This is a genomic window from Nisaea sp., from assembly GCF_040217065.1.
Taxonomy (GTDB): domain Bacteria; phylum Pseudomonadota; class Alphaproteobacteria; order Thalassobaculales; family Thalassobaculaceae; genus Nisaea.
Genome location: NZ_JAVJNX010000005.1, coordinates 542180 through 568118, shown reverse-complemented (window position 1 = coordinate 568118; position 25939 = coordinate 542180). Strand labels below are relative to the sequence as shown.

At 62.3% G+C, this 25939-nt stretch carries 26 protein-coding genes and 1 riboswitch; of the genes, 19 read left to right on the top strand and 7 right to left on the bottom strand.

Features of this window, described 5'->3' with window-relative positions:
- Positions 1-7: 7 nt before the first annotated feature.
- From RH950_RS07350 to folK, 3 genes are all read right to left on the bottom strand, one after another.
- Positions 8-2155, bottom strand: coding sequence for a RelA/SpoT family protein (locus tag RH950_RS07350; RefSeq protein ID WP_350055213.1), 2148 nt, complete (start codon positions 2153-2155; stop codon positions 8-10).
- A 105-nt stretch (positions 2156-2260) separates the two neighbouring features.
- Positions 2261-2656 (bottom strand): DNA-directed RNA polymerase subunit omega, encoded by a 396-nt coding sequence (gene rpoZ / locus RH950_RS07345; protein WP_350055211.1) that lies wholly within the window; start codon positions 2654-2656, stop codon positions 2261-2263.
- 78 nt (positions 2657-2734) lie between these two features.
- Positions 2735-3253, bottom strand: a complete 519-nt coding sequence (gene folK, locus RH950_RS07340) for a 2-amino-4-hydroxy-6-hydroxymethyldihydropteridine diphosphokinase (protein WP_350055209.1) — start codon at positions 3251-3253, stop codon at positions 2735-2737.
- A 201-nt stretch (positions 3254-3454) separates the two neighbouring features.
- Between folK and RH950_RS07335 the strand changes: the two genes are divergently transcribed.
- Together RH950_RS07335 and RH950_RS07330 are read left to right on the top strand one after the other, a co-directional pair.
- On the top strand, positions 3455-4111 hold the full coding sequence (locus RH950_RS07335) for a LabA-like NYN domain-containing protein (protein ID WP_350055207.1): 657 nt from the start codon (positions 3455-3457) through the stop codon (positions 4109-4111).
- Between the two features lie 31 nt (positions 4112-4142).
- A complete protein-coding gene (locus RH950_RS07330; protein WP_350055205.1) occupies positions 4143-4781 on the top strand; it encodes a uracil-DNA glycosylase in 639 nt (212 codons plus the stop codon).
- Positions 4782-4785: 4 nt separating this feature from the next.
- Here the strand turns inward: RH950_RS07330 and smpB are convergent, their stop codons facing one another.
- On the bottom strand, positions 4786-5256 hold the full coding sequence (gene smpB / locus RH950_RS07325) for an SsrA-binding protein SmpB (RefSeq protein ID WP_350055203.1): 471 nt from the start codon (positions 5254-5256) through the stop codon (positions 4786-4788).
- A 41-nt stretch (positions 5257-5297) separates the two neighbouring features.
- Positions 5298-6173: a 4-hydroxy-tetrahydrodipicolinate synthase gene (dapA, locus tag RH950_RS07320; RefSeq protein WP_350055201.1), complete on the bottom strand. Its 876-nt coding sequence runs from the start codon at positions 6171-6173 to the stop codon at positions 5298-5300.
- A gap of 344 nt (positions 6174-6517) precedes the next feature.
- Here dapA and RH950_RS07315 point away from each other — a divergent pair, with 344 nt between their 5' ends.
- From RH950_RS07315 to RH950_RS07305, 3 genes are all read left to right on the top strand, one after another.
- A complete protein-coding gene (locus RH950_RS07315) occupies positions 6518-8602 on the top strand; it encodes a lytic transglycosylase domain-containing protein (protein ID WP_350055199.1) in 2085 nt (694 codons plus the stop codon).
- A 6-nt stretch (positions 8603-8608) separates the two neighbouring features.
- Complete coding sequence (locus RH950_RS07310) at positions 8609-9310, top strand: haloacid dehalogenase type II (RefSeq protein WP_350055197.1); 702 nt, start codon at positions 8609-8611, stop codon at positions 9308-9310.
- A gap of 119 nt (positions 9311-9429) precedes the next feature.
- A complete protein-coding gene (locus tag RH950_RS07305; protein WP_350055195.1) occupies positions 9430-10428 on the top strand; it encodes a threonine ammonia-lyase in 999 nt (332 codons plus the stop codon).
- A 64-nt stretch (positions 10429-10492) separates the two neighbouring features.
- Here the strand turns inward: RH950_RS07305 and RH950_RS07300 are convergent, their stop codons facing one another.
- Positions 10493-10987, bottom strand: coding sequence for a bactofilin family protein (locus RH950_RS07300; RefSeq protein ID WP_350055193.1), 495 nt, complete (start codon positions 10985-10987; stop codon positions 10493-10495).
- Positions 10968-12434 (bottom strand): peptidoglycan DD-metalloendopeptidase family protein, encoded by a 1467-nt coding sequence (locus tag RH950_RS07295; RefSeq protein WP_350055191.1) that lies wholly within the window; start codon positions 12432-12434, stop codon positions 10968-10970. Before RH950_RS07295 ends, RH950_RS07300 begins: the two co-directional genes overlap by 20 nt.
- Positions 12435-12621: 187 nt before the next feature.
- Between RH950_RS07295 and RH950_RS07290 the strand changes: the two genes are divergently transcribed.
- From RH950_RS07290 to RH950_RS07225, 14 genes are all read left to right on the top strand, one after another.
- The gene (locus RH950_RS07290) at positions 12622-13251 is read left to right on the top strand and encodes a hypothetical protein (protein ID WP_350055189.1); all 630 of its coding nucleotides are present in this window, start codon (positions 12622-12624) and stop codon (positions 13249-13251) included.
- 118 nt (positions 13252-13369) lie between these two features.
- Positions 13370-14626, top strand: coding sequence for a sarcosine oxidase subunit beta family protein (locus RH950_RS07285; protein ID WP_350055187.1), 1257 nt, complete (start codon positions 13370-13372; stop codon positions 14624-14626).
- Positions 14627-14638: 12 nt separating this feature from the next.
- Positions 14639-14929 carry a sarcosine oxidase subunit delta gene (locus tag RH950_RS07280; protein WP_350055185.1) on the top strand — a complete coding sequence of 97 codons (291 nt, stop codon included), beginning with the start codon at positions 14639-14641 and terminating at the stop codon, positions 14927-14929.
- Positions 14926-17958 (top strand): sarcosine oxidase subunit alpha family protein, encoded by a 3033-nt coding sequence (locus RH950_RS07275; RefSeq protein WP_350055183.1) that lies wholly within the window; start codon positions 14926-14928, stop codon positions 17956-17958. The genes RH950_RS07280 and RH950_RS07275 overlap by 4 nt, the downstream gene beginning before the upstream one ends.
- Positions 17951-18559 (top strand): sarcosine oxidase subunit gamma, encoded by a 609-nt coding sequence (locus RH950_RS07270; protein WP_350055181.1) that lies wholly within the window; start codon positions 17951-17953, stop codon positions 18557-18559. The genes RH950_RS07275 and RH950_RS07270 overlap by 8 nt, the downstream gene beginning before the upstream one ends.
- A 54-nt stretch (positions 18560-18613) precedes the next feature.
- Positions 18614-18836, top strand: a riboswitch (cobalamin riboswitch).
- 145 nt (positions 18837-18981) lie between these two features.
- Positions 18982-19161 (top strand): CbtB domain-containing protein, encoded by a 180-nt coding sequence (locus RH950_RS07265; protein WP_350055179.1) that lies wholly within the window; start codon positions 18982-18984, stop codon positions 19159-19161.
- 30 nt (positions 19162-19191) lie between these two features.
- Positions 19192-19932: a CbtA family protein gene (locus tag RH950_RS07260; RefSeq protein ID WP_350055177.1), complete on the top strand. Its 741-nt coding sequence runs from the start codon at positions 19192-19194 to the stop codon at positions 19930-19932.
- On the top strand, positions 19929-20393 hold the full coding sequence (locus RH950_RS07255; RefSeq protein ID WP_350055175.1) for a DUF1636 family protein: 465 nt from the start codon (positions 19929-19931) through the stop codon (positions 20391-20393). The genes RH950_RS07260 and RH950_RS07255 overlap by 4 nt, the downstream gene beginning before the upstream one ends.
- A gap of 9 nt (positions 20394-20402) precedes the next feature.
- Complete coding sequence (locus tag RH950_RS07250; RefSeq protein ID WP_350055173.1) at positions 20403-21104, top strand: HoxN/HupN/NixA family nickel/cobalt transporter; 702 nt, start codon at positions 20403-20405, stop codon at positions 21102-21104.
- 104 nt (positions 21105-21208) lie between these two features.
- The gene (locus RH950_RS07245) at positions 21209-21829 is read left to right on the top strand and encodes a LysE family translocator (RefSeq protein ID WP_350055171.1); all 621 of its coding nucleotides are present in this window, start codon (positions 21209-21211) and stop codon (positions 21827-21829) included.
- 5 nt (positions 21830-21834) lie between these two features.
- Positions 21835-22329 carry an acyl-CoA thioesterase gene (locus tag RH950_RS07240; RefSeq protein WP_350055169.1) on the top strand — a complete coding sequence of 165 codons (495 nt, stop codon included), beginning with the start codon at positions 21835-21837 and terminating at the stop codon, positions 22327-22329.
- Between the two features lie 8 nt (positions 22330-22337).
- The gene (locus RH950_RS07235) at positions 22338-23096 is read left to right on the top strand and encodes an SDR family NAD(P)-dependent oxidoreductase (protein WP_350055167.1); all 759 of its coding nucleotides are present in this window, start codon (positions 22338-22340) and stop codon (positions 23094-23096) included.
- A gap of 138 nt (positions 23097-23234) precedes the next feature.
- Positions 23235-24842: an ABC transporter substrate-binding protein gene (locus RH950_RS07230; RefSeq protein ID WP_350055165.1), complete on the top strand. Its 1608-nt coding sequence runs from the start codon at positions 23235-23237 to the stop codon at positions 24840-24842.
- A gap of 22 nt (positions 24843-24864) precedes the next feature.
- Entirely contained in the window at positions 24865-25926 is a 1062-nt protein-coding gene (locus RH950_RS07225) for an ABC transporter permease (RefSeq protein ID WP_350055163.1), read from the top strand.
- The last annotated feature ends 13 nt before the right edge of the window (positions 25927-25939 follow it).

Genomic DNA, 25939 nt, shown 5'->3' with positions numbered 1-25939 from the left:
ATGTGGTTCAGCCACGAGCCCGATCCACCGAATTTATTACCGGTGTCGCGCGCAACGCGGCGATTATTTCCGTCAGGTGCCGGACGTCACCGACCTCGACATCGATATAGAGTTCGAAGAAGTCCGTCGAGCGGTTGACGATCTTAAGATTGATGATGTTGCCCCGGCTCTTGCCGATCACGGTCGAAAGACTGCCGAGACTGCCCGGCTCGTTCGAGAGGACGATGTCCAGCCGACCGACATGCATGCCGGACTCGCTGTCCAGATCCCAGGAAACGTCCAGCCAGCGCTCTGGTGTGGCATGGAAGTTTTCCAGCGTATCACAGTCGATGGTGTGAATCGTGACCCCCTTGCCCGTGGTCACGATTCCGACGATGCGCTCACCGGGAAGCGGATGGCAGCAGCGCGCGTAATGCACCGCCATGCCAGGGATCAGGCCTTTCAGCGGGACCGCATCCACGCTGCCCTTCCGGGCCTTTGTCCGGGCCCGGGTGATCGGCACGACATTCTGCTTGTCCGGCGCCGGCAGAGTTTCCGGAACGGCCGCATGCAGCACTTCCCGGTCGCTCAGCACACCCTCGCCAACACCGGCCAGAAGATCCTCGACAGTTTCCACATGGAATTTGCCGACAACGCCCTCCAACACCTTTTCGGAGTATTTCTGGGCTTCCTGACGAAAGACTTTCTGCATGATGGCGCGGCCAAGATCGGCGAATTGCTGGCGCCGCTGCAGACGCACGAAGCGCCGGATCCGTGCCTTCGCCTTGCCGGTAACGACAAACTGTTCCCATGTCGGCGACGGCGTCGACGTCTTCGATGTCGAAACCGCGACCTGATCGCCATTCTTCAGCGCCGTGGTCAGCGGCATCAGCCGGTCATTGATCCGCGCGCCGACGCAGCGGTCACCAACCTCGGAATGCACTGCATATGCGAAGTCGACCGGCGTGGCCCCGCGTGGCAGCGAGATCAGATCGCCTTTCGGGGTAAAGCAGAAGACCTGATCCTGGTACATCTCGAGTTTGGTATGCTCGAGGAACTCCTCCGGCCCGGACGCATGTTCCAGAATTTCCAGAAGCTCGCGTATCCAGCGGTATTTCCGGCCCTCGCGGGAATGCTCCGGCCCTTCCTTGTAGACCCAGTGCGCGGCCACGCCGAGCTCGGCGACTTCGTGCATCTCCTGGGTCCGGATCTGGATCTCGATACGCTTTTTCAGCGGGCCGATGATACCGGTATGAAGCGACTGATAACCGTTCGGCTTCGGAGTGCTGATGTAATCCTTGAAGCGGCCCGGGATCACCGGATACTTGCCGTGCAGTGCCCCAAGCAGCTGGTAACATTCGCCAACATTCCTGACCACGAGACGGAAGGCCATGATGTCGGAGAGCTGCTCGAATCCGACATCCTTGCGCTGCATCTTCAGCCAGACCGAATAGGGCGATTTCCGGCGTCCTGAAATCTCCGGCTCGGTACCGCCGGTTGCCGCGGTCTCACGCAACTCGTCCATGACCCGTTCAACAGTGTCGCTGCCCTCGGCATAGAGAAAATCGAGGCGGGTCAGGATCGAAGTCCGGGCATCCGGATTAAGCTCGGCAAAGGCCAGGTCTTCCAGCTCGTCCCGCATCGCCTGGATACCGATGCGCTCGGCCAGCGGCGCATAGATATCCATGGTCTCGGCGGCAATCCGCCGGCGCTTGTCCGGGGACTCGATGAAATGCAGGGTCCGCATGTTGTGGACCCGGTCCGCCAGCTTCACCAGCAGGACCCGGATGTCCTCGCTCATGGCCAGGACCAGTTTGCGGAAATTCTCTGCCTGCTTGGTCCGGTCGGACTGCAGTTCGATCCGGGTCAGCTTGGTGACACCGTCGACCAAACGCAGAATATCCTCGCCGAAAAGGCGCTTGATGTCCTCCGGCGTCGCGTCCGTATCCTCGATGGTGTCGTGCAGCAGCGCGGTGATGATCGTGCTGTTATCGAGCCGCATGTCGGTCAGGATGCCGGCGACTTCGAGGGGATGGGAAAAGTAGGGGTCGCCCGATGCCCGCTTCTGGGAGCCGTGCATCTTCATGGCATAGACATAGGCGCGGTTCAGCGCATCCTCGTCCATGCCGGGATCGTAATTCTTGATCCGTTCGACCAGCTCATATTGCCGGATCATGACTGCCCCCGCACGAAAAGCACGGCCGCGGTCAAAGCGTCGTCACTCAGGAAGAAAGGTCCGGGTCCGGACCGTCCGTGCTGGAAAGCGGGAAGCCTTTTCGGCTCACCCCTCGCGACCGAGGACCTCTTCATCAATGTCCTCGAAACCGGCGCCAGCGCCTTCTTCCTTTGCGGATTGGATCTGCATGCCCAACGCGTCGGCAGCTTCCTCGATAGCGACGCCGCCATCGGCCGCGAGCGCGCTCATGTCGTCCTCTTCCGGACCGTCATCTTCGACAACCCTCTGCAGGCCGCGGACAAGCGCTTCCTGGAGGCTGCCGAGATCAACGGTCTTTTCCGCGATTTCACGCAGAGAGACCACCGGGTTCTTGTCATTGTCACGATCGATGGTCAGCTGTCCGCCAGCGGAGATGTCCCGCGCGCGCTGACCGGCGATCATAACAAGATCGAACCGGTTCGGAATTTCCAAAATACAGTCTTCAACCGTGACCCGTGCCATGGGTGTGCGTCCCGTTCCAAAAGATACCGGAAAGAAGAATATATATGGGCTTGCCCTTCCGGGAGCAAGTCAAATAGGTCAGGAAACGCACCCTTGTCCGGCAGAACCGAGCAACCGGACAGTCTGATCCGGGTCAAGTGACGCAATCAGACTGTCGATCGCGGCGCCGCTGGCCGGATGCCGCCAGTCCGGCGCGACATCGCGCAGAGGGAAAAGCACGAAGGCGCGCTCGTGCATGCGCGGGTGCGGCAGGACCGGCCCCGCGGCACCGTCGCGGATCTCCCCGCGGAAATCGAGAAGGTCGAGATCGATGATGCGCGCGGCGTTGACCGCCCCGCGGACCCGGCCGTAATCGGCCTCCACGGCATGCAGGTTTGCCAGCAATGTCGCGGCATCCTGCCCGGTCGAGACCCGACAGACTGCATTGACATACCAGGGCTGGTCCGAAGCCGGGACCGGCGCGCTCTCGTACCAGCGGGACACGGAAACCGGCACGATCCCCCGCCGGTCAAGGTCCGTCATGGCCGCTTCCAGAGTCTCCCGCGGCGTCGAAAAACGCGGACTGGGCAAATTGGCCCCAACCCCCAAATAAATCATGGACACCATTCCATTGATGCTTTAACGACCCTTGGATTAATATCGTTTTGCACTTTCAATGTACCTGACTAGATTTGAAAAAAACCTACAATTATCCGACAATCAAAGATTCAAATCCACAACCGTACATTACTTGCACAATCGCCGCGCCGTTGGTCTATTGACCGCGCCGGGATATAGAAAAAACAAGGGATTTATTTGATGCATTTCTATCCACAAGAAAAAACCGGACTATTCATTGATGGCGCCAACCTGTATTCGGCCGCACGCGGCCTGGGTTTTGACATCGATTACAGAAAACTGCTGACCGTTTTTGCTGATGAATGTCGACTTGTCCGCGCGTTCTACTACACAGCGCTGATCGAGGATCAGGAATATTCGCCGATCCGTCCTCTCGTCGACTGGCTCGACTACAACGGCTACACCATGGTCACGAAGCCGACCAAGGAATTTACCGATGCGTCCGGGCGCCGGAAAATCAAGGGCAACATGGATATCGAGCTCGCCATCGATGTGCTCGAAATGGCGGAGCATCTCGACCATGTCGTGCTGTTCTCCGGCGACGGCGATTTCCGCCGGCTGGTCGAGGCCGTGCAGCGCCGCGGCGTGCGGGTCACTGTTGTCTCTACAGTGAAGTCCCAGCCGCCGATGATCGCGGATGAACTCCGCCGTCAGGCCGACCATTTCCTCGAGCTGAAGGATTTCCAGGAAAAGATCGCACGCGCCCATCAGGGTCCTCGCCCGGTGCGCCCGCAGCAGGATGAATACGCAAACGGTGCCGAGGACGATCTCGACGACGATGACTACGAGGACGATCTCGACGAAGCGGAAGTGACGCCGCGCCGCCCGAGTTACTGAGCCGCGCCGGATCAGCCGGATGACTGCTCAGATGTCAAACTTGGCGGAGCCGGGCCGGGATTGCCCGCTCTGCCCACGGCTCGTGGAGTTCCGCCACGGCAACCGGGAGAAGTTTCCGGACTGGCACAACGGACCCGTGGTCTCTTTTGGACCGAAGGACGCGTCTTTGCTGATCGTCGGATTGGCGCCGGGCCTGCGCGGCGCGAACCGCACGGCACGGCCCTTTACCGGCGATTATGCGGGGGACCTGCTCTATCAGACGCTGGAACGGTTCGGTTTTTCCGAGGGCACGTATGACAGCGAAGGCACCGACAATCTGAAACTCGCCGATTGCCGGATCACCAATGCCGTGCGCTGCGTGCCGCCGGAAAACAAACCCGTCGGGGCCGAAGTCAGGGCCTGCGCGCCGTTTCTGCAGTTGGAACTCGCCGGCCCCCGGCGCGTCGTCCTCGCGCTCGGCGGTCTCGCGCACGGGGCGGTGCTGTCTGGGCTCGGCATTCCGAAGAGCCGCTTCAAGTTCGGCCATAATGTCGTGCACGACCCGGGCGCAGGTTTCGCCCTGGTGAATTCCTACCATTGCTCGCGCTACAACACGAACACCGGCAAGCTGACGGAAAAGATGTTCGAGGATGTCTTCGGGACAATCCGGGGATTGCTGGACGCCGGCTGATGGCTCAGCTCTTCTCGCGCATCAGGCGCGCCTTGTCGCGCTGCCAGTCCCGTTTCTTCTCGGTCTCGCGCTTGTCCATCTTCTTCTTGCCCCGGGCAATCCCGATCGCCACCTTGGCGATGCCGCGATCATTGAAATAGAGCCGCAACGGGACGAGCGTTGCCCCTTCCCGCTGTATCAGGCCGAGCAAACGGTCCCGTTCCTTGCGATGCACAAGCAGACGGCGCGGCCGGCGCGGTTCGTGGTTGAACGGTGCGGCTGCCGGGTATTCCGGGATATGCGCATTGAAAAGCGTCAACTCGCCGCGGTCCTGGCCAGCATAGGACTCTCCTATGCTGGCCTTGCCGTCGCGCAGACTCTTCACTTCGGAGCCGACAAGAATGATGCCGGCTTCGACCGTGTCTTCAATGAAATAGTCGTGCCGTGCACGACGGTTCTGGGCGATCAATCCGTCGCCCTGATTCTTGCCCGCCATGGGAGATTTCCTTCAACCGCCGGGCAGGCCCGGCCCGCCGATCAGTTCAGCAGACCTGCATGCCGCAGGGCGGATTCCACTTTTTGTTTGCTGCTGTCCGCAATCTCGCAAATCGGCAGACGCGCGGTCGGCTCGCAGATCCCGAGCAGGCTCGCCGCATATTTGACCGGACCCGGGCTGCTTTCGCAGAACAAGGCCTGATGCAACGGGGACAGCCGGTCGTTGATGGTCATGACCGTATCGAGATCGCCCTTCCCCCACGCCCGGTGCAGTTCCGACAGCGGTCCCGGCGCGACATTTGCCGTCACCGAGATGCAGCCGTGGCCGCCCTGGGAGAGAAACGGCACAACAGTCCCGTCCTCGCCCGTCAGCTGGGAGAAGTCCGGTCCGATTGCAAGCCGGGTTTCCATCGGACGCGTGCCATTGGCCGTAGCATCCTTCACGCCGACGATGTTCGGCAGTTCGGCGAGCCGCTTCATGGTCTCGACACTCATGTCGACGATGCTGCGCCCCGGGATGTTGTAGATCACGATCGGCAAATCAACCGCGTCGGCGATTGCCTTGAAATGCCGGTAAAGGCCTTCCTGGGTCGGCTTGTTGTAGTAGGGCGTGACGATCAGCGCCGCATCGGCGCCGGCTTCCTTCGCGTGCAGGGTCAGCTCGATGGCTTCCTCGGTCGAGTTCGAGCCTGTACCGGCAATCACCGGGATCCGGCCAGCCACCTGATCAATACAGATTTCGACAACCTGCTTGTGCTCGGCATGGCTGAGAGTCGGGGACTCGCCCGTGGTTCCCGTCGGGATCACACCGTCCGTGCCTTGGGCAATCTGCCAGTCGACAAGTTTTCGGAACGCGGCCTCGTCGACCGCGCCGTTTTTGAACGGCGTGATCAATGCTACCAAGGATCCCTTGAACATTGGATTTCCAGCATTGTAGGCCACGTCTCGTCTCCTGCCATTTTGGCTGTTGCTTCAAAAGACGGGGACCATACGCCTACCTTCGCAGGGGAACAAGAATTTGCGTCACGTGCATGGCCAATGACGCCGGTCTTGCTGATTCGATAGAGCTCCATCAGGCTCATAGCGAGCTGCGACTTAGCGTTGCGCCTATTTGCTGCTACTATATCGACCGGCACGCAGGCTTCGCGACGGGGCAACCCGATGAGCCAAGGCGCGTGCAACGCACGTCGCCCGGGGAGTAGACACTGCGAATGTTTTTCCGCCACGGATCAATGCCATGCGCCGTTCTCGCAGCCGCAGGCATGGTGCTTGTCGGCATCTGTGCCGCTGCGGGCACCCCGAGCCAGGCTGCCGCGCCCATTCCCGAGATCCGACCGGATGTGACCGGTCAACCGGCGCCCGTCCCGCCGATACCACGCATCCGACCCCGGGATATTCTGGTTCCGAAGAACAGTTCGGCAGCCTATCGGCGTGTATTCACGCTGGCCGCTCAGGGAAAATGGGACGCGGTCGCGGAGATACCCCGCAATCCGGCACGGCCCGCACTTGAAAAGGTCCTGCGCTGGCTCCGCCTCCGCGATCCGGCCAGCGGTTCCGGGTTCGCGGAAATTGCGGAATTCCTGAAAGAGAACCCGAGCTGGCCCGACCGCTGGAACATGATCGCCCGCGCCGAACAGCTGATGCCGGATGACCTGCCCGTTTCAGCGCAGAAAATCTGGTTCGCGGACATCACGCCCCGGACGTCCGCCGGACGCCTGAAATATCTGCGCGCACTGGAAAGTGACACGGACCGCACGAGCCTGACCGAAACGGCGCGCGCCTATTGGCATGAAACCCCCTTCGGGTTGTCTGACCATCGCGCCTTCCTGAAACGCTACAGATCCCTGCTCAGCGCCGAGGATCACTGGATTCGCCTGGACCGCATGCTGTGGCGCGGTTTCATTTCATCTGCCCGCCGGGTGTTGCCGCTGGTGGGAAAGGACCAGAGAAACCTGGCCCTCGCCCGGATCCATCTGCGCACCCAATCCCCCGGTGTCGACGGGGCGATCAACCGGGTATCCGACAGCCTGCAGGCCGATCCGGGACTGCAATATGAACGGCTTCTGTGGCGCCACCGCAAGGGCCGCAAGGAAGACGCCCTGGAGTTGCTCTGGTCCGTCCCCGTCGAACAGCAGTTTCCGGCCCTCTGGTGGCAGGAGCGCGCACGTCAGATACGCTATGCCCTGGACGAGAACCGCAAGGAGGACGCCTATCTGCTCTCCGCGGCCCACATTCAGAACCGCGGCCTGAGCTTCGCCGAGGCCGAGTGGCATGCGGGCTGGATCGCCCTCCGTTTCGCGGCCAAGCCGGCCGAGGCACTGGACGCCTTCGAGAAGCTCTATAACGGCGTCAGCACCTCCATCAGCCTGGCACGCGCCGCCTATTGGGCAGGCAGGGCGGCAGAAACGCTTGAACAGAAGAAGCAGGCGCGTCTCTGGTATGGCCGTGCTGCGGAAAATCCCGCCACATTCTACGGCCAGCTTGCCCAGGCGCGCCTCGACGATGGAAATTTCCGGCTTCCTGGCGAGCCTCAACCGACACCGGATGAGCGCACGACCTTCCGCCAGACAGACCTGACGCAGGCAGCGATCGCGCTTGGGCGGATTGGCGAGGACGAGCTGGCACGTGACTTCGTCAGCCATATCATTCGTCTTTCCGACGACGGAGCGCAATCCGTCCTCGTGGCCCAGCTTGCACGCGAGCTTGGCTATCTCGATATCGCGGTGCAGGCGGCTCGCAATGCCGCACGCAAGGGAATCGTCCTGGCCGAAACCGGCTATCCGGTCCGCTACGCCACAGAACACGGGCCGCTGGAGCCGGCCCTGATGCTCTCCATCATCCGGCAGGAAAGCAGCTTCGATGTGAAAGCGCAGAGCCGGGCCGGCGCGCGCGGCCTGATGCAATTGATGCCGGCGACCGCAAGGCAAGTCTCCAGGAGCGTGAAGCAGCGCTACTCGCAAAACCGGCTGACGGCCGATCCGTATTTCAACATCCGGCTCGGCAGTACCTATCTCGCCGGCCTGATCGACCGGTTCGACGGCAATTATGTGCTGGCGATCGCCGCCTATAATGCCGGACCTGGCAACGTTAACCGGTGGCTGCGGGAGCGCGGCGATCCGCGTGGCGAAACGGTCGACGTCATCGACTGGATCGAACGGATTCCGTTCGGGGAAACCCGGAATTATGTCCAGCGCGTGCTCGAGGGACTTGTGGTGTATCGGGCCCGCCTCGGACGTCACAGTCCCGTGATTTCCTGGGATAAGGTCTCCCCGCGCGATGTGTGGTGCGTTACGGCTTGCGGTGTCCTGCTGGATGCCCATCAGGCGTCTTTACCCACGAGGGAGTAACGCTCAATGTCGGGAAACCCGTCATTCGAAGGCATCAAAGCCTGTGTATTCGATGCCTATGGCACCCTGTTTGATGTGCATTCCGCGGTTGCACAATGCCGCGGGCTGTTTCCCGATCCAGACAGTCAAGCCGACAAGACATCGGAAATCTGGCGGACACGACAGCTGCAATATTCCTGGCTCCGGGCGCTACAGAACCGCCATGTCGATTTCTGGCAGGTGACCGGTGACGCGCTCGATTTCGCCTTGGAGTCCGTGCTTGGCAATCAGGGACCGGCGGGTCTGCGCGATGCGCTGATGGGCAGCTACCTGACCCTGGACGCCTATCCGGAAGTATTGCCGGTTCTGACGACCCTGCGGGAGCGCGGCATGAAGACCGCCATATTGTCGAACGGTTCACCGGAAATGCTGGAAAGGGTGTGCGAAAAATCCGGGGTCGGTGCCCTGATGGACGCCGTGCTCTCAGTCGAGGAAGTCGGTATTTTCAAACCGCACCCGTCCGTCTACCAGCTCGCCGCCGACCGGCTGGGCGTGCATGCCGGTGAAATCGCGTTCCAGAGTTCAAACGCCTGGGATGCGACAGCCGCGTCCGCCTTCGGTTTCAAGGTTGCCTGGGTGAACCGCTTCTCCCAGGCACCGGAACGCCTGCCTGGTCAACCGGATGCTGAGCTCCGGACACTGGATGAATTGCCGCCCCTGTTCGGCTGATTGAAACGGTGACAATCACAACGTTGCACCTGCGGCTGTGCACTTCTATCGTCAGGGCAAACCGGCCTGCACCGGAATAACGCGCCGCGGGCCAGTCCCCGAGACAGGAGAGTAACCTGATGAACGAGCTTGCTTCACCGCACCTCGCAGCCCCCGTTTTTGCCGATATTGAAGCTGCCGCCGCGCGCCTGAAAGGCGAAGCGGTGCGGACGCCCCTGCTGGAAGCCCCCTTGCTGAACGCGCAACTCGGCGGCCGCCTGCTGGTCAAGCCCGAGTGCCTGCAGCGCACCGGCTCCTTCAAATATCGCGGCGCCTTCAACCGGCTATCCCTGATTCCCGAGGCCGACCGCGCCCGCGGCGTGCTGGCCTATTCCTCCGGTAACCACGCGCAGGGTGTCGCCCATGCGGCGAGCAGGCTCGGCATCAAGGCCAGCATCATCATGCCGGAAGACGCGCCGGCCATGAAAATCCAGAACACCAAGGACTACGGTGCGGAAGTCATTCTCTATGACCGTTACAATGAAAGTCGCGAGGAGATCGGGCAGCGGATCGCTGCCGAGACCGGCGCGACCCTGGTCCGCCCCTATGACGATCCGGGCGTGATTGCCGGTCAGGGCACCATCGGACTGGAGATCGCGGAGCAGGCGGCTGAAGCCGGCGCCACGCTGGATGCTGTTATTGTCTGCTGCGGCGGTGGCGGTCTCGTCTCCGGCACGGCGCTCGCGATCCGCACGGCCGCGCCAGGCGTTGCGGTCTATTCGGCCGAACCGGAGAATTTCGACGACATGGCGCGGTCGCTCAGAAGCGGCAAGCATGAGAGCAACGATCCCGCCGCCCGGTCCATCTGCGACGCCATCGTAACGCCGACACCGGGAGACATCACTTTCGGCCTGTGCAAGCAGTTGCTGGCCGGCGGCCTTGCGGTCAGCGACGACGAAGCACTCGACGCCATGGCGGCGGCATTCCGTTATCTGAAGATCGTTGTGGAACCCGGCGGGGCGGTGGCGCTTGCCGCGGCCCTCAGCGGCAAGCTCGACATGAAGGGCAAGACCGTCGCGGTGGTCTGTTCAGGCGGTAATTGCGACTCGGAAATGTTTGCCCGGGCGCTGGCCCGCTAAAAACTAGCCGAACAATCGGGAAAGGGGCGACGACAGCGCCGCCCCTGCTCTCACGCCCCGGATCTCATGCCAGTGCGTGGGACTCTTTGTCCTTCGTTTCCGGCGATGCCGACGGCTTGAGACCGCTGACAGCGGCCGGAGATGCCAGTTCGGGTTTCGCTCCGATCCGCTCGATCGCTCTTTTTTCGGTCGGTTTCTGATCCGGGAAATGCCGGCAGTTACCTTCAAAAAACGCACCCGGCTCGATCGTCAGGCGTTCCTGGACAACGTCGGCGATCACGCGCGCGGTCTTGTTCAGCGTCACATGGCGGGCTTTGACCTGGCCGGTTACCGCGCCGGCAATCACAATGGCCTCGGCCTCGATCGACCCGCGGACGACAGCCGTCGCACTGATCGTCAGCTTCTTGCTCGTGATGTCGCCTTCGACCGTACCGTCGACCTGCATGTCACCCTCGCTCACGAGGTTGCCATTCACGACAAGGTCGGCGCTCAGAATAGAAGGTGCAGCCTGCTTCTGCGGCACCTGCTGCGGACCTCGGCTATTCTTTTTTGAAAACATATCGTCCCGCCTTGAGAAAGTTACGCGGATTCATCGGTTTATTCTTGAAGCGGACCTCATAATGCAGATGCGGGGCCGTGCTCCGGCCCGAATTGCCCATGCGACCGACAACTTCGCCAAGGCCAACCTGCTGGCCCGCCTTCACTGCGATACTACTCAGATGAGCGTATCGGGTCGTGATATTATTTCCGTGGTCGATTTCGACGATACGGCCATAGAAAGCTTCGCGATGCGCCCGGATGACTTTCCCCGGGGCCGCCGCCATGACTTCCTGTTTGCGTGGGCCGGACATGTCCATACCGGCATGCAGGGCCCAGCGTTTGTTGATCGGGTCTTTCCGGCGGCCGAAGCCGCTGGTGAAGTAAAAATCCTTCATCGGCGCGATCAACGGCACCGACAGATAGACATCCCGAAGCTGCTCCCAGCGGGAAAGCCGCAGCTCAAGTTGCGTCTCCGGCGTGTCGGCATCCGAACGCTCCGACTGGAGTTCCGGATGGTAGGGAATGAACGGACCGCCCTGCCCCATGATCATGCCTTCCGGCATCGGCGCGATGCGTTCGAGATCGAGTCCCGTCCGCCGCAGCACCGCCTCAACAGCATGGATGTTGCTGAGGGCCCGGTCCGAGATCGCCTCAAGCCTCTGCCTGTGTTCGTCATCAACGTCGGAAAGCCGTGCCTCGAGCGAGGAAATCCGGGACCGCAGCGAGTCGTTCTCGGAAGTCACGGAACTCCGCTCAAGCATCACGGTCCTAAGGTCGGAGCGGATATGGGAGATGGTCTCGGCGAGCTGGTCCCGCTGCGCCACCGACTCGGCAAGCTCGTTGTTCAGGCGCCAGAGCCGGCCATCAAGCTTTTCACGCTCCGCGGCAATCTCGTTCTTCTCGGCTTCGAGCGTTTCGAGATGAGTCCGCAGATTGCTGATGTGAGTCTCGAGGCCGTTATTCTTCCCCGTCATGCGGCGCAATTCGCGGCCGAGAAGGCTGAACTGGTCGTTCAGCGCCTTGCGCCCTGCATTGATGCGATCACGCTCCACCTGGGTGTAACGCAACCGCGACTCGGCCGAGGTGAGATTGCTGCGCAGGCCTTCATTCTGGTCAAAGAGGCGCTGCAGCTGGCCCTGTGTCTCCTTCAGGTCCCGGGTGATGGCGACCACGGAAAGCTGGTAATCGGATACCTGGTCCAGCAGTTGTCGGTAGGAGTCCTGACTGCGCTGGATCGCGACGTCTTTGCCCCGCAGCAGATCGTCCTGCATGTAGACGCCGACGGACGCGAAGCCCACCCAGCCGGCCGCCAGGACCCAGACAAGGGCAATGAAGATCTGCAGACGTGAACTGAGCGAGAAATACCGGATCCGTGAATCGGATCTCAGAATTACCTCGCGTTCGCGAAAAATGTGATGGATCCAGGCTGTTATGCTGCTTGCAAGCGAAGAGCTTGGCGTTTCCATGCGCTTGTAGCCTTGAAGATTGCGTCCGACGTCCTTGGCGAAGGATACCTGTCAGAATGCCTCAAAGCAAGACGGGCAACACGTCGCGACGCTGACATCGGCGCGCTGTCGGACCGAAAGTACATTAACCCTAAGTAGTTTGCGAATTAATGCCGACAGCGACCGGGATCGGGGTAAAATAATCTGCATGGATCGGGCGCAATGGGAAGCAGATCAGATACGCGGAGTCGCACTCGCACTGCGACACTGGTTCGACGTTGCCGATACGGAATCCCGCATGCGGGAGCTCGGCATTCGTCCCCGTGCCGAACGCAAGACCTCAAAGGCCCCGGACAAGCGCCTGCAGGCTTTTGCACTGACGGCTCTGCCGCCGCAAATTGTCCGCCTGAATCCGGATGCGCCGGTCTCAACCCTGCACTTTCTGCAGACCGTCTATGATGACGGGGAAATGCGGGCCGATCCTTGGCGCTGGTGGTTTGCCTGGATCAGCATTGAAATGATTTCCCGTCTGGGCCCGGACCCGAGCGGCCGCCAGGTGAAGAATTTCATCCGCACCGACGACAGCCTGCAATCCGTCCGGCACACCGCTGCCCGCTGGCTCGCCAGCAGTGAAATCCGGGTCGAATACGTGAACCGGGAGTTCAAGGCACTGCTCCGGCAGGCACTGGAAGATCAGGATGTTTCAGCCGACCGGGACTCCCTGATAGACCGACTCGGCCAACCACTGGTGGTTTTCATCGAAGCCATGGCAAGCGAGGCCGGCCGGATCTCGGCCGGCATCACCGCGCAGCTGGCCGAACGCGTCGAACGCATGTAGCGCTGCGCCTATATGGCGCAAATGCGCGACAGCAGGTCGCAATCTGACTTTTCGTTTTGCCCTGGCCGGTGCTAGGCATAACCGGTCATTTCCTAACGATCCGGCAGGCAATCCGCTCATGGCCGAGTATTCCGTCTTCAGTCTGATCCAGAACGCCCTCACCGGGCACAAGAACTGGCAGCGCGCCTGGCGCGATCCGGAGCCGAAGCCAAGCTACGATGTGGTTATCGTTGGCGGTGGCGGGCACGGGCTGGCAACCGCGTTCTACCTTGCGAAAGTTCACGGCATCCGCAACGTCGCCGTGCTGGAGAAAGGCTGGCTCGGCGGCGGCAATACCGGGCGCAACACCACCATTGTCCGCTCCAACTACATGCTCGACGACAATGCGCTGTTCTATGAGAAATCGCTGAAGCTGTGGGAGAAGCTGAGCCACGAGCTGAATTTCAACGTCATGTTCAGCCAGCGCGGCGTGCTCAACCTCGCCCATTCCGACGGGCAGATGGACCGCTTCGCCCGGCGCGGCAATTCCATGCGGCTGAACGGCATCGACGCGGAGCTGCTGGACCGGAATGAGGTCAAGCGCATGATCCCGTATCTCAACTACTCCGACGAGGCGCGCTTTCCGATCTATGGCGGCTTGCTGCAGCCGCGTGGCGGGACGGCACGGCATGACGCCGTTGCCTGGGGCCTCGCCCGCGGGGCCGACCGGCTCGGCGTCGATATCATCCAGAATTGCGAGGTCACCGGCTTCAAGCGCACCGGCAACCGGATCGAGGCCGTCGAGACATCGCGCGGCACCATCGGCTGCGGCAAGATCGGCTTCGCCGTTGCCGGAAACACCGGCTATCTCGCGTCCAAGCTCGGCATGAAACTGCCCATCGAGAGCCACGTGCTGCAGGCCTTCGTCTCCGAGCCGCTGAAACCGCTGATCGACCATGTGGTGACCTATGGCGCCGGGCACTTCTATCTCAGCCAGTCCGACAAGGGCGGCCTGGTCTTCGGCGGCGATCTCGACATGTACAATTCCTACGCCCAGCGCGGCAACATGGAGACCATCGACCATGTCATGCGCGGCGGCATCGCCATGGTGCCGTCGCTCTCCCGGCTCCGGCTGTTGCGGCACTGGGGCGGTATCATGGACATGTCGATGGATGGCAGCCCGATCATCGGCAAGTCGCCGATCGACAATCTCTATTTGAATTGCGGCTGGTGCTATGGCGGATTCAAGGCCACGCCGGGCTCCGGCTGGGTGTTCGCCCACACCATCGCCGAGGACGCGCCGCATCCGCTGAATGCCGGCCTCAGGCTCGACCGTTTCGAGCGCGGTCATATTCTCGACGAAGAAGCGACCGGCCCCGTGCCGGGGCACCATTAGGAGGCGCCGGACATGCTTTATATCGACTGCCCCTATTGCGGCAAACGCGCCCACGAGGAATTCAGCTATATCGGCGACGCCACCAAGAAACGTCCGGATGGCGCCGAGAAGAACGACCCGGCCTGGGTCGATTATGTCTATGTCCGCGACAACCCGCGCGGCCCGCATCTGGAGCTCTGGCACCACAGCCTTGGCTGTCGGGAAGTGGTGAAGGTGCTGCGAAATATCCTGACGCACGAGATCCTCGGGGCCGGACGGCCGGCGGACGATATTCCCCTGCCGGAGACGGAGACCAAGCCATGATTCGCGGCAAGGAACAGCAGCCCTTCCGGAACTCCGAAGGCGGCGAGATCGAACGTACCCGGCCTCTTTCCTTCAGCTTCGACGGCAAGACCTATACCGGCTATGAAGGCGACACGCTGGCCTCGGCCCTGCTCGCCAACGGCGTCAATCTGGTCGGCCGCAGCTTCAAATACCACCGCCCGCGCGGCATCTATTCGGCCGGACCGGAAGAGCCCAACGCGCTGGTGAACTTGCGCTCCGGCGGACGGCAGGAGCCGAACACAAGGGCCACCCAGATCGAGCTGTTCGCCGGGCTGGAAGCCAAAAGCCAGAACCGCTGGCCGTCGCTCGCCCTCGACGTCATGGGCGTGAACGATCTGGCAGCGCGTTTTCTGGTTGCCGGGTTCTACTACAAGACCTTCATGGGACTGCCGGGCTGGCATTTCTACGAGCACTTCATCCGCAAGGCCGCCGGCATGGGCGAGGCCAAGCATGTCAGCGATCCGGACATCTACGACAAGATGCATGGCCATGCGGACATCGTCGTGGTCGGTGCCGGCCCCGCCGGACTCGCCGCAGCACTGACGGCAGGGCAGAGCGGCGCCCGTGTCTTCCTGATCGACGAGAACGACAAGCCGGGAGGCCGGTTGCGCAGCGAGCGCGAGACCATCGACGGCAAGCCCGCCATGGACTGGGCCGCGCAAACCCTTGCCGAGCTTGAGGAGATGGAGAACGTCACCCTCCTCCGGCGCGCGACGGCCTTCGGCTATTACGACGGCGACACGATCGCCGCGCTGGAGCGGATCTCCGACCATCTGCCCGTCCCCGCACCCTTCCAGGTGCGCCAGCGCCGCTGGCTGATTCACGCCAGAAAGGTGTTGCTGGCCACCGGGTCAACCGAGCGGCCACTGGTATTCGACGGTAATGACCGCCCCGGCGTGATGCTGGCCGGAGCCGCCCGCACATATGCCAACCGTTTCGCCGTGCGGCCCGGTAAGCACGCCGTGGTATTTGCCAACAACGATGACGGATACCGCACCGCTCTCGACCTTGCGGAAGCGGGCATCGAAGTGCGCGGCGTGATCGATCCGCGCACCGGCGGACAAGGCCCGCTGAAGGAAGATGTCATCGCCCAGGGCATTGATGTCGTCAGCGGGGCCGTCGTGGTCCGCACCCATGGCTATCTCGGCCTTGCCGGTGTCGATATCGCCGATCTCGGCACACTGCAATCCGGCACCACCCCGGAGACCCGCTACATTCCGTGCGACCTTCTGGCGACCGGCGGCGGCTGGAGTCCGAACGTTCATCTCTACAGCCACCAGAGCGGCAAGCCGGTCTACGATCCGGCCATCGCCGCCTTCGTGCCGGGTACATCCCGCATGAACGACCACTCCATCGGCGCCGCGCGGGGCCGGTTCAGCCTCGGGGACTGCCTTGCCGACGGGTATGCGGCAGGTCAGGAGACTGCCGAGGCGCTTGGTTTCACTACCGGAGCCGTGGCGGATATCCCGTCTACCGACGAGCCGGCAACCGGCCCGCTCAAGATCCTCTGGCAGGTTCCGGCATTGCCTGGCCGCAAGGGCCGCCGCTTCGTCGATCTGCAGGACGATGTCACGGCGGATGACGTCAAGCTGGCCCAGAGCGAGGGCTATGTCTCGGTCGAGCATCTGAAGCGCTACACCACGCTCGGCATGGGCACGGACCAGGGCAAGACCTCGAACATCAACGGCCACGGTGTGCTGGCCGAGGCGCGCGGTCTCGACGTGTCCGAAGTCGGCACCACGACGTTCCGCCCGCCTTACACCCCGGTCGCAATCGGCGCCTTTGCCGGGCGGGAGATCGGCCGTCACCAGAACCCGGTCCGGCGCACGCCGATGCACGACTGGCATCTCGCGCACGGCGCACAGATGGTGGAAGCCGGGCTCTGGATGCGGCCGCAATATTATCTCGGCAAAGAGGAGCCCAAGTCCCGCGAGGCGATGTTCAAGGCCATCGAACTGGAAACTCTGGCGGTGCGCAATGCCGCCGGGATCTCGGACGTCTCCACCCTCGGCAAGATCGATATCCAGGGGCCGGACGCGGCCGAACTGCTGAACCGGGTCTATATCAACGGCTGGAAAACCCTGGCTGTCGGCAAGGCGCGCTACGGCGTCATGCTGCGCGAGGACGGTGTCGCCCTTGATGACGGCACCACCTCGCGCATTGGCGAGAACCACTATTACATGACCACGACCACGGCCGAGGCCGGGCCGGTGATGGAACATCTGGAGCTGCATCTGCAGGTTCACTGGCCCGACCTCGACGTGAAGGTCGCCTCCGTCTCCGACGAATGGGCCGCCATGGCCATCGCCGGCCCGAACAGCCGCGCCATCCTGCAGGACCTGTTCCCGCAATTGGATCTCTCCAACGACGGCTTCCCCTTCATGGGCGTGCGCGAATCGAAGCTTGGCGCGATGCCCGCCCGGATCTTCCGCATCAGCTTCTCCGGCGAGCTGGCCTACGAGATCGCGGTGCCCGCCGGGTATGGCGAAGCCGCGTGGGAACGCTGCCTTGCCGTTGGCGAGTCCCACGGCCTTGTGCCCTACGGTCTTGAAGCGCTGAATATCCTGCGCATCGAGAAAGGCCATGTGACCGTGGCCGAGATCGACGGACGCGTCTCCGCAGCCGATCTTGGCTTCGGCCAGATGATGAGCTCGAAGAAGCGCTTTATCGGCGATGCCCTTGCAACCCGTGAATGCATGAACGATCCGGGCCGCCCGACGCTGGTCGGCCTGACACCCGTCGACGGCAAGACCAGGATCCGCGCCGGATCGATCCTGGTGGAGGACCCGAAAACGCCGCCACCGGTGCCGAAGCTCGGCCATGTTTCCTCCACCGCCCCGATCAGCCCGAATGTCGGACACCCAATTTCGCTCGGCTTGCTGAAAGACGGCCCCAACCGGATCGGCGACACGGTCTGGGCCGTGTTCCCGCTGAAGGGCGAAGCAGTCCAGGTGAAAGTGACCAGACCAAATGTCTATGACGTGGAAGGAGCACGCCTCCATGGCTGACACTGTGATTCTCGCCCGCCGCTCGGCCCTCGCCGGAAGCCTGCAACCGGGTGACCATGGCGCCAATCGGTTCGACGGTCCCGGTATTCACCTGACCGAACGCACCCCGTTCTCCGTGGTGCAACTCGAAGCCCGAGCCGATGCGATCCCGGCGCTGTCCGAAGCACTGGAAGCGGCCACCGGCACTGCGCCGTCCCTCACTCCGAACCAGAGCGCCGGAACAGGACGGCCACGTATCCTCGCAACCGGGACCGGCAGATGGCTTGTCGTGGAGCCGGAACATCGCGACCTTGCCGCGCATCTTCGTGGCACGCTGCCGGACACTGTTGCCGTCACCGATCTCGGCCATGCACGCACGGTACTTCGGCTGTCCGGACGGGATGCCCGGACGCTGTTGGCGAAAGGCTGTTCCATCGATATGCATCCGTCAGCGTTCCTGACCGATACAAGCCGGATGACCGGGCTGTTCCATGCGGCATGCCTGATCGATTGCCGCAGTGCGGAGCCCGTGTTCGACATCTATGTGCACCGCTCCTATGCCGTACACCTGTTTGAGGCGTTGCTCGACGGGGCGCTTGAATATGGCTGCCGCGTCTCCTGAGGAAGCGAATTTCACATCAAGCTGTGCATCATGCTTGTCCGATCTGACTGGGAAGGATAGTTTGAGACTGTTGGTTCCGCCGCTGTAAACATGGCGACGGATTAAAAGGGAACACGGCGAGGCGTACCCATCAGGGACCGAATCCGTGGCTGCCCCCGCAACTGTGAGCGACGAGCGACATCCGGACTGTGCCACTGGCCCCGCATGAGCGGACTGGGAAGGCAGGATGAAGCAATGACCCGCGAGCCAGGAGACCTGCCGACACCGATGCCGGCGCCCGTGCGGCGGCATCAACGACAACGTCGGGGTGAGCGTCTTGCCATTTCGTCGGCCCAGGCCGCCGCATGGTTCTCTCGCCTCTGAACAAACCCGGAAACCGGCCCGATGGGTGCTGTCCGGATCGTTTTTGATCGGAGGAACACATGACTTCTGCAGTTCAGCAATCCACATCCCTCAGCGCCAGCCAATCGGCAAAGATGATCGCCGTCTTTGCGCTTCTGGCCGGCCTCGGCATCGTCTATCTGACCGGCTTTGCCAATGCCACAGCCCTGCATAATGCAGCGCATGACACCCGTCACAGCATGGCCTTCCCCTGCCACTAACGCCCCTGGCACGAAGGAACTGCGATGCTTATGAAGTTCATAAAGTCGGCGCTCGCCGCCGGCTTTGTCGCTGGGATTCTGGTCGCGGCACTTCAGGCCGTGACCACAACCCCGCTGATTCTTGAAGCCGAACGCTACGAAGGCCAGACAGCAAGTGCCGGCGAAATCCTCGTCGCGCATTTCGCCAGGAGCCAAGCGGACGCTTTCGTGCATCTCGCGCATGGAACCGAACCGCACGGCGCCGGGGAAACCTGGGCTCCGGAAGACGGCCTGGAGCGGACGATCTCGACCTCGCTTGCCACGATTGGAACCACCTTCGGGTTTGCCATGATCCTGCTGGCCGCGATGGTGCTCAGCAATGCAAAGATCACGGCCCGGACAGGGCTGATCTGGGGCACTGCCGCCTTTGCCGCCACCGGCCTTGCACCGGCCCTCGGCCTCAGCCCGGAACTTCCGGGGTCGGCCGCTGCCGTCCTGGAAGACCGGCAGGTCTGGTGGATCGGCACGGCCCTTGCGACCGCCGCCGGCCTGTTCCTGGCACTGCGCGTCTCCACGCCGCTTGCGATCGTCGCCGGTCTGGCCCTGATCGCCATCCCCCATGTGATCGGCGCTCCGCACGCGGACGGCTATATCAGCGGTGTGCCGTCGGAGCTTTCCGGACACTTCGCCGCCGCCTCGCTGGTGGTGCACGCCGTAACCTGGGCGGCAACCGGCTGCATCGCCGGCTTTGTCTGGGAACGCTCCGGCACCCACGACGCAGCAGCCGCGTGAGCGATACATCAATAGCGGACGACGATCCTCGTCGTCCGCTGCATCCCGTCACCATCGACATCTGCACTGCGTGCCGCCGTTCGGACGATCCGGAAGGCGACGGACGCGTTCTGCTTGAGCAGGTTGAAGCACTTTGCGCCGGGGAGGATGGCATCACCGTCCGCCCGATCGAATGCATGGCCGTATGCGACCGCCAGGTCACCGTCGCGCTCAGGGGACCCGGCCTCTGGAGTTATGTGCTGGGCGACGTCAATGCCATGCGCGACGGCGCGGAACTGGTCGCCGCGGCCCGCGCCGTCGCCGCCTCGCCCCACGGGGTTCCCAAACTGCGCAACAGACCGCCGGTTTTCCGCAAAGGCGTGATCTGCCGGCTTTTGCCATCGCCGCCGGATCAGGACGCAATCAAGACACAAGACAGCAGCACCCCGGACCAGGGTCCGGCGCTAAACCAGTTGAGTTAAGAGGATCGAATGACCGGAATTCTGCTGCTCGGCTTCCTGATCGGAATGCAGCACGCCTTTGAGGCGGACCATGTCGCGGCCGTTTCCAGCATGGTCACCTCGGGGACTTCGGTCCGCCGTGCCGTCAATCACGGCCTGGCCTGGGGCTTGGGTCACTCGCTGATCCTCGGCGCCGTGACCGGGCTGATGATTGGGTTCGGACTCAGCGTCGATGAGAAGTGGAGTTCGGTCTTCGAATTCGGCGTTGGCATCTTGCTTGTGGTCCTCGGTGCCCGTGTCCTGCTCCGGCTCTGGCGCGAAGGCGGCGCCTGGCGTGTCCACAGACACTCCGACGGCAAAGCCCACATCCACTTCGTCACCGGCGAAAGCGAGCGAACGGAACATGGCCCGGCGGAGCACGCGCACCGCCGCGGCCTGCCGCTCGGCACAATCTCCATCGGCATGGTCCATGGCCTGGCTGGTTCCGGCGCGATCCTGATGATGACAGCGGTCGGTCTCGACACCCCGTCCAATGCCATCCTCTACGTCATGCTGTTCGGCATCGGCAGCATGATCGGCATGGGCCTTCTCTCCGCCGTCATCGCCGTGCCCTTGCACTGGACGCACAAGAGCCTGAAAGCCGGTAATCTTGCCATCCAGGGCGTCATCGGACTGATCGCCCTCGTGATCGGGATCACCCTGGCGGCGGAGAATGCCAGCGCGCTGATGTAAATCCCGGAAGCGGTTGAACCAGCGTCGCACTATTTCCGGATTTGCGGCTGGATCAGGCTGTACCGGCGCGGCTAGTCTCTTCCTTCAACATGGGAGATAGCGCCGTGATCGACCAGATACTCGTCATTCTCGGTATCACGCTGCTTGTCATGATCAGTCCCGGTCCGGACATGGTGATCGTGATGCGCAACACATTTGTCGGCGGACGCGCCGGAGGATTGCAGTCCTCGCTCGGCGTGCTGGCCGGGAACATGGTCCACATCACCTATTGCGCCATCGGGATCGGCTGGCTGATCTCCGAAAGCATCCTGGCCTTCAACATCCTGAAATATGCCGGCGCCGCCTACCTCATCTATATCGGCATCATGAGCTTCCGCGCCAGGGACATGGCGCTCTCGGCGGAGACAAAGGCCGGGCTGCAAAAGAACGCCGGCAAGAGCTGGTTCCTGCAGGGCTTCCTGAACAACATCCTCAACCCCAAGGGCACACTGTTCTATCTCGGTGTCTTCACCATGGTCATCACCCCGGAAACCTCGACGGCGACCACTTCGCTGCTGGTCCTGATCATGATGTCGGTGAGCGCGCTGTTCTGGCTGTTCTTCGTCCATACGCTCGACAGCAGCATGGTGCGGAATCTGCTTGAACGCGGGCAGACACTCGTCAACCGGGTGTTCGGCGGCCTGCTGATCTTCCTCGGCATCCGTGTCGCCTTCATGGAGCGCTAGAGCAAATGCGCACGGATCTGGGCCAGTATGGCACTCTGTCGGACTACGCCGTCACGGACGCCCTCAAAGAGCGGTTCCACATCTCGGACGACTGGCATTTCGCCATCCCGAGACTGGTCGAATGGCGCGACTGCGATGCCTTCGCCCATGTGAACCACACAACCTACCTGAGCTGGTACGAGAGTCTCCGGAACCTCTATTTCGAAGTTCTCGGCCATCCCCGTCACGCGATGAACGTCCCAGGCCCGGTGATGAAACATCTTGAGACCGACTATCTGCGCGGCCTCTCCTATCATACGCCGGTCTGCGTGACCGGCCGCGTGGTCTCCATGCGCAATACCAGTCTGGTGATGACCTATGCCACCTGGGATGCCGACGGCTGCTGCAACAGCTCGACCCAGCTCTTCGTCATGGTGGTGAACGAGACCGGCGAGAAAGCGCCTATTCCCGCCGATCTGCGGGCCGCGATCATCGCACTCGATGATCCGGAAACGGCGTGATTCGGACCATGGCGTCAAAAACCGTATCCTACGATTTCACCGGACGGACCCTGTTCCTGACCGGCGCCGCAGGCGGCATACCCGGCGCCATCGCCAAACTTTTCGCCGCCTCCGGCGCCAATCTGTTCCTGACCGATCTGCACCCGGAAAGCCTCGCCGCACTTGCCGGTGAAATCGGCAACGGGGTTCCTCTTGCAACCCATCCACTGGATGTTTCCGATCCGGACGCTGTCAGCCGTGCCGCCGCAGCATGCCGGGACCGGTTCGGGCAGATCGACTTTGTCGTTACCGGCGCCGGGCTCTACGAGGACGGCACCGTGGAGGGCATGGCGGACGACGTCTGGCAGCGGGGCATTTCAGTCAATCTCGACGGTGTGTTTCATGCCGTGCGGGCCTGCCTGCCGCACATGCCGGATGGCGGCGCGGTGGTGAACATCGCTTCGATGGCGGGCCACCGGGGCAGCTTCGGCCACGCGCCGTATGCGGCCGCGAAGGGTGCCGTCCTCGCCCTCACCCGATCACTCGCGCAGGAGGTGGCAAGCCGGGGCATTCGCTGCAATGCCATTTCGCCGGGCCTGATCGACACCCCGATGGTGCGCGGACTGATGCAGGAACGCGGCGGGGACATGCTGAAGATGACACCGCTCGGTCGTCTCGGGACGCCCGAGGACGTGGCCGGAGTCGCGGCGTTCCTGTGCAGCGAGAGCGCCGCGTTTCTCACCGCCGAGAGCATTCATGTGAATGGCGGCCTCTACATCGCCTCCTGAGGCCGTTCCGACCCGGATTTGATGCATCGCACTGAACAAGTGTTTGAGATCGCCGTCGCCAGCGTCTAGGCTGCCCGACACCGATCCTTTCGGATCGTGAAAAGAAACCAATAAAAACGCAACTTCATGAGGCTTCACATGAACGCACTGGCAAAGAGCTTCGCGGTCGCGGCACTGGCCGCTTCCGTGGCGCTGCCCGCAACGTTCGAGCAGTCATTCGCGGCAACGCCCGCAGACACGCTCGTCGTCGCCAACCGGATCGACGACATCGTTTCCCTCGATCCGGCAGAAATCTTCGAGTTCGCCGGCGGCGACCTCGCCAATAACGTCTATGACACGCTGGTCAATTTCAACCCGGCGGATCTGACCAGCGGCTACAAGCCCGGCCTGGCGGAAAGCTGGACGGTGAGCGCGGACGGCAAGACCTATACCTTCAAGATGCGCGCCGGGGTCAAGTTCCACTCCGGCAATCCGGTGACGGCCAATGACGCGGCCTTCTCGCTGCAGCGTGCCGTCATCCTGAACAAGACGCCGTCCTTCATCCTGACCCAGTTCGGCTTCACCGCCGACAACGTCAAGGACAAGATCAAGGCCACCGACGACATGACCCTGGTCATGGAAACGGACAAGAAATACGCGACATCCTTCGTCCTGAACTGCCTCAGCGCCACCATCGGCAGCATTGTCGACATGAAACTGGCGATGGAGCATGAGACAGACGGCGACATGGGCTACGAGTGGCTGAAAACCCACTCCGCCGGCTCCGGTGCTTATTCCCTGCGCGGCTGGAAGCCGAACGAGAACTATGTCCTGGAGGCAAACGGCGATTACTGGCAGGGCGCCCCGGCGATGAAGCGCGTTTTCATGCGCCATATTCCGGAATCCGCCACCCAGCGTCTGCTGCTCGAAAAAGGCGACATTGACGCTGCCCGCAACCTGTCCCCGGACGATATCGCCGGCATCGCCGGCAGTGACGGCGTCAAGGTTGAAGAGGATCTCCGCGGCCGCATCATGTACTTCTCCCTGAACCAGGACGTGCCCGTTCTGGCCAAGCCGAAAGTGCAGGAAGCATTCAAGTATCTGGTCGACTACGAAGGCATGGCCAATACCTTCCTGCGCGGCCAGTACACCGTGCACCAGGCCTTTCTGCCGCTGACCTATCTCGGTGAGCTGAAAGACAAGCCGTACAAGCTCGACGTCGAAAAGGCGAAAGCCCTGCTGGCGGAAGCGGGTGAAGCGGACGGCTTCGAGGTCAAGATCTTCGTGCGCAACGCCCAGGAACGGCTGGAGATCGCCCAGTCCCTGCAGAACATCTTCGCCAAGGTCGGCATCAAGGCGACCCTTGAAGTCGGTACCGGCAAGCAGATCCTCGGCGCCTATCGTGCCCGCAAGCACGAGATCTATCTCGGCGCCTGGGGCCCGGACTATCCGGATCCGCATACCAACGCCGACACCTTCGCGCACAACCCGGACAACGCCTTCGAGGCGAAGAACACTGGCAAGCTGGCCTGGCGGAACGCCTGGGACATCCCGGCGATGACCAAGGAAACCGAAGCCGCCGTTCAGGAAAGCGACCGCGGCACCCGGGCCGAGATGTACCGCAAGATTCAGGCGGAACATCAGAAAACCAGCCCGTTCGTCATCATGCTGCAGAAAATCGAGCAGACGGGCTTGCGCAAGAACGTCACCGGTTTCTATACCGGCAGCGCCGTGTCCAACGTCTATTACTGGACAGTGAAGAAGTAACCTTCCGGGATAAAGCTGCCGTATGGCACTGAACACATCACTGACGACGGGGAGAGGAGCGCTGCTCCTCTCCCCGCGTATCTTCCGGTCCATTTTCCGGACGGCGGCAACCGTCGCCGTCACGTTCCTTGGCCTGTTGTTCATCACCTTCGTCATCGGCCGGGTCATGCCGATCGATCCGGCGCTTTCCGTCGTCGGCGACAAGGCAAGCGAGGAGATCTATCAGGCCGCCCGCAAGGCGATGGGACTGGATCAACCGCTCTATATCCAGTTCTTCTATTACATCCGCGACGTCCTGCAGGGCGATCTCGGCACCTCCCTGCTGACCGCACGACCGGTCGCGGAGGATATCATCCGGGTGTTCCCGGCGACCCTGGAGCTGGCGACCATCGCCACCTTCTTCGGCATCATTTTCGGCGTCCCGATGGGTGTCGTCGCCGCCGTCAACAAGGGCCGCTGGCCGGATCAGGTCGTCCGCCTGCTGGGCCTCTTCGGCTATTCCATGCCGGTCTTCTGGCTCGGCCTGATCGGCCTGCTGGTTTTCTACGGCGTGCTTGGCTGGGTCGGCGGGCCGGGCCGTCTCGACATCTTCTTCGAGGATGTGGTGCCGAACGTCACGGGCGTGATCCTGATCGACAGCCTGCTGGCCGGCGATTTCGAGATCTTCGGCAATGCGCTCTCGCATATCATCCTGCCGGCGGCCGTGCTCGGCTATTACTCCGTCGCCTATATCAGCCGGATGACCCGCAGCTTCATGCTGGAGCAGCTGAGCCAGGAATACATCACCACCGCCCGGGTGAAGGGCATCTCCGAGTTTCAGGTGATCTGGCGCCACGCCCTCGGCAATGTCATGGTGCCGCTGATCACAGTCATCGCCCTGTCCTATGCCCAGCTGCTTGAAGGATCGGTGCTGACGGAAACGGTCTTCGCCTGGCCCGGTCTCGGTTTTTACATTACCGCCGGCCTGCTTTCCGCCGACATGAACGCCGTGCTTGGCGGGACCCTTGTCGTCGGCGGGGTCTTTGTCGGCCTCAACCTGCTTTCCGACCTGCTGTACCGGCTCGTCGATCCACGCGCCCGATAGCCGGACCCAGACA

What these genes read in the sequence shown, in the direction of transcription:
- RH950_RS07350 (WP_350055213.1), bottom strand. Translation starts at nt 2,155, where the DNA reads ATGATCCGGCAATATGAGCTGGTCGAACGGATCAAGAATTACGATCCC.
- rpoZ (WP_350055211.1), bottom strand. Translation starts at nt 2,656, where the DNA reads ATGGCACGGGTCACGGTTGAAGACTGTATTTTGGAAATTCCGAACCGG.
- folK (WP_350055209.1), bottom strand. Translation starts at nt 3,253, where the DNA reads ATGATTTATTTGGGGGTTGGGGCCAATTTGCCCAGTCCGCGTTTTTCG.
- RH950_RS07335 (WP_350055207.1), top strand. Translation starts at nt 3,455, where the DNA reads ATGCATTTCTATCCACAAGAAAAAACCGGACTATTCATTGATGGCGCC.
- RH950_RS07330 (WP_350055205.1), top strand. Translation starts at nt 4,143, where the DNA reads ATGTCAAACTTGGCGGAGCCGGGCCGGGATTGCCCGCTCTGCCCACGG.
- smpB (WP_350055203.1), bottom strand. Translation starts at nt 5,256, where the DNA reads ATGGCGGGCAAGAATCAGGGCGACGGATTGATCGCCCAGAACCGTCGT.
- dapA (WP_350055201.1), bottom strand. Translation starts at nt 6,173, where the DNA reads ATGTTCAAGGGATCCTTGGTAGCATTGATCACGCCGTTCAAAAACGGC.
- RH950_RS07315 (WP_350055199.1), top strand. Translation starts at nt 6,518, where the DNA reads ATGGTGCTTGTCGGCATCTGTGCCGCTGCGGGCACCCCGAGCCAGGCT.
- RH950_RS07310 (WP_350055197.1), top strand. Translation starts at nt 8,609, where the DNA reads ATGTCGGGAAACCCGTCATTCGAAGGCATCAAAGCCTGTGTATTCGAT.
- RH950_RS07305 (WP_350055195.1), top strand. Translation starts at nt 9,430, where the DNA reads ATGAACGAGCTTGCTTCACCGCACCTCGCAGCCCCCGTTTTTGCCGAT.
- RH950_RS07300 (WP_350055193.1), bottom strand. Translation starts at nt 10,987, where the DNA reads ATGTTTTCAAAAAAGAATAGCCGAGGTCCGCAGCAGGTGCCGCAGAAG.
- RH950_RS07295 (WP_350055191.1), bottom strand. Translation starts at nt 12,434, where the DNA reads ATGGAAACGCCAAGCTCTTCGCTTGCAAGCAGCATAACAGCCTGGATC.
- RH950_RS07290 (WP_350055189.1), top strand. Translation starts at nt 12,622, where the DNA reads ATGGATCGGGCGCAATGGGAAGCAGATCAGATACGCGGAGTCGCACTC.
- RH950_RS07285 (WP_350055187.1), top strand. Translation starts at nt 13,370, where the DNA reads ATGGCCGAGTATTCCGTCTTCAGTCTGATCCAGAACGCCCTCACCGGG.
- RH950_RS07280 (WP_350055185.1), top strand. Translation starts at nt 14,639, where the DNA reads ATGCTTTATATCGACTGCCCCTATTGCGGCAAACGCGCCCACGAGGAA.
- RH950_RS07275 (WP_350055183.1), top strand. Translation starts at nt 14,926, where the DNA reads ATGATTCGCGGCAAGGAACAGCAGCCCTTCCGGAACTCCGAAGGCGGC.
- RH950_RS07270 (WP_350055181.1), top strand. Translation starts at nt 17,951, where the DNA reads ATGGCTGACACTGTGATTCTCGCCCGCCGCTCGGCCCTCGCCGGAAGC.
- RH950_RS07265 (WP_350055179.1), top strand. Translation starts at nt 18,982, where the DNA reads ATGACTTCTGCAGTTCAGCAATCCACATCCCTCAGCGCCAGCCAATCG.
- RH950_RS07260 (WP_350055177.1), top strand. Translation starts at nt 19,192, where the DNA reads ATGAAGTTCATAAAGTCGGCGCTCGCCGCCGGCTTTGTCGCTGGGATT.
- RH950_RS07250 (WP_350055173.1), top strand. Translation starts at nt 20,403, where the DNA reads ATGACCGGAATTCTGCTGCTCGGCTTCCTGATCGGAATGCAGCACGCC.
- RH950_RS07240 (WP_350055169.1), top strand. Translation starts at nt 21,835, where the DNA reads ATGCGCACGGATCTGGGCCAGTATGGCACTCTGTCGGACTACGCCGTC.
- RH950_RS07235 (WP_350055167.1), top strand. Translation starts at nt 22,338, where the DNA reads ATGGCGTCAAAAACCGTATCCTACGATTTCACCGGACGGACCCTGTTC.
- RH950_RS07230 (WP_350055165.1), top strand. Translation starts at nt 23,235, where the DNA reads ATGAACGCACTGGCAAAGAGCTTCGCGGTCGCGGCACTGGCCGCTTCC.
- RH950_RS07225 (WP_350055163.1), top strand. Translation starts at nt 24,865, where the DNA reads ATGGCACTGAACACATCACTGACGACGGGGAGAGGAGCGCTGCTCCTC.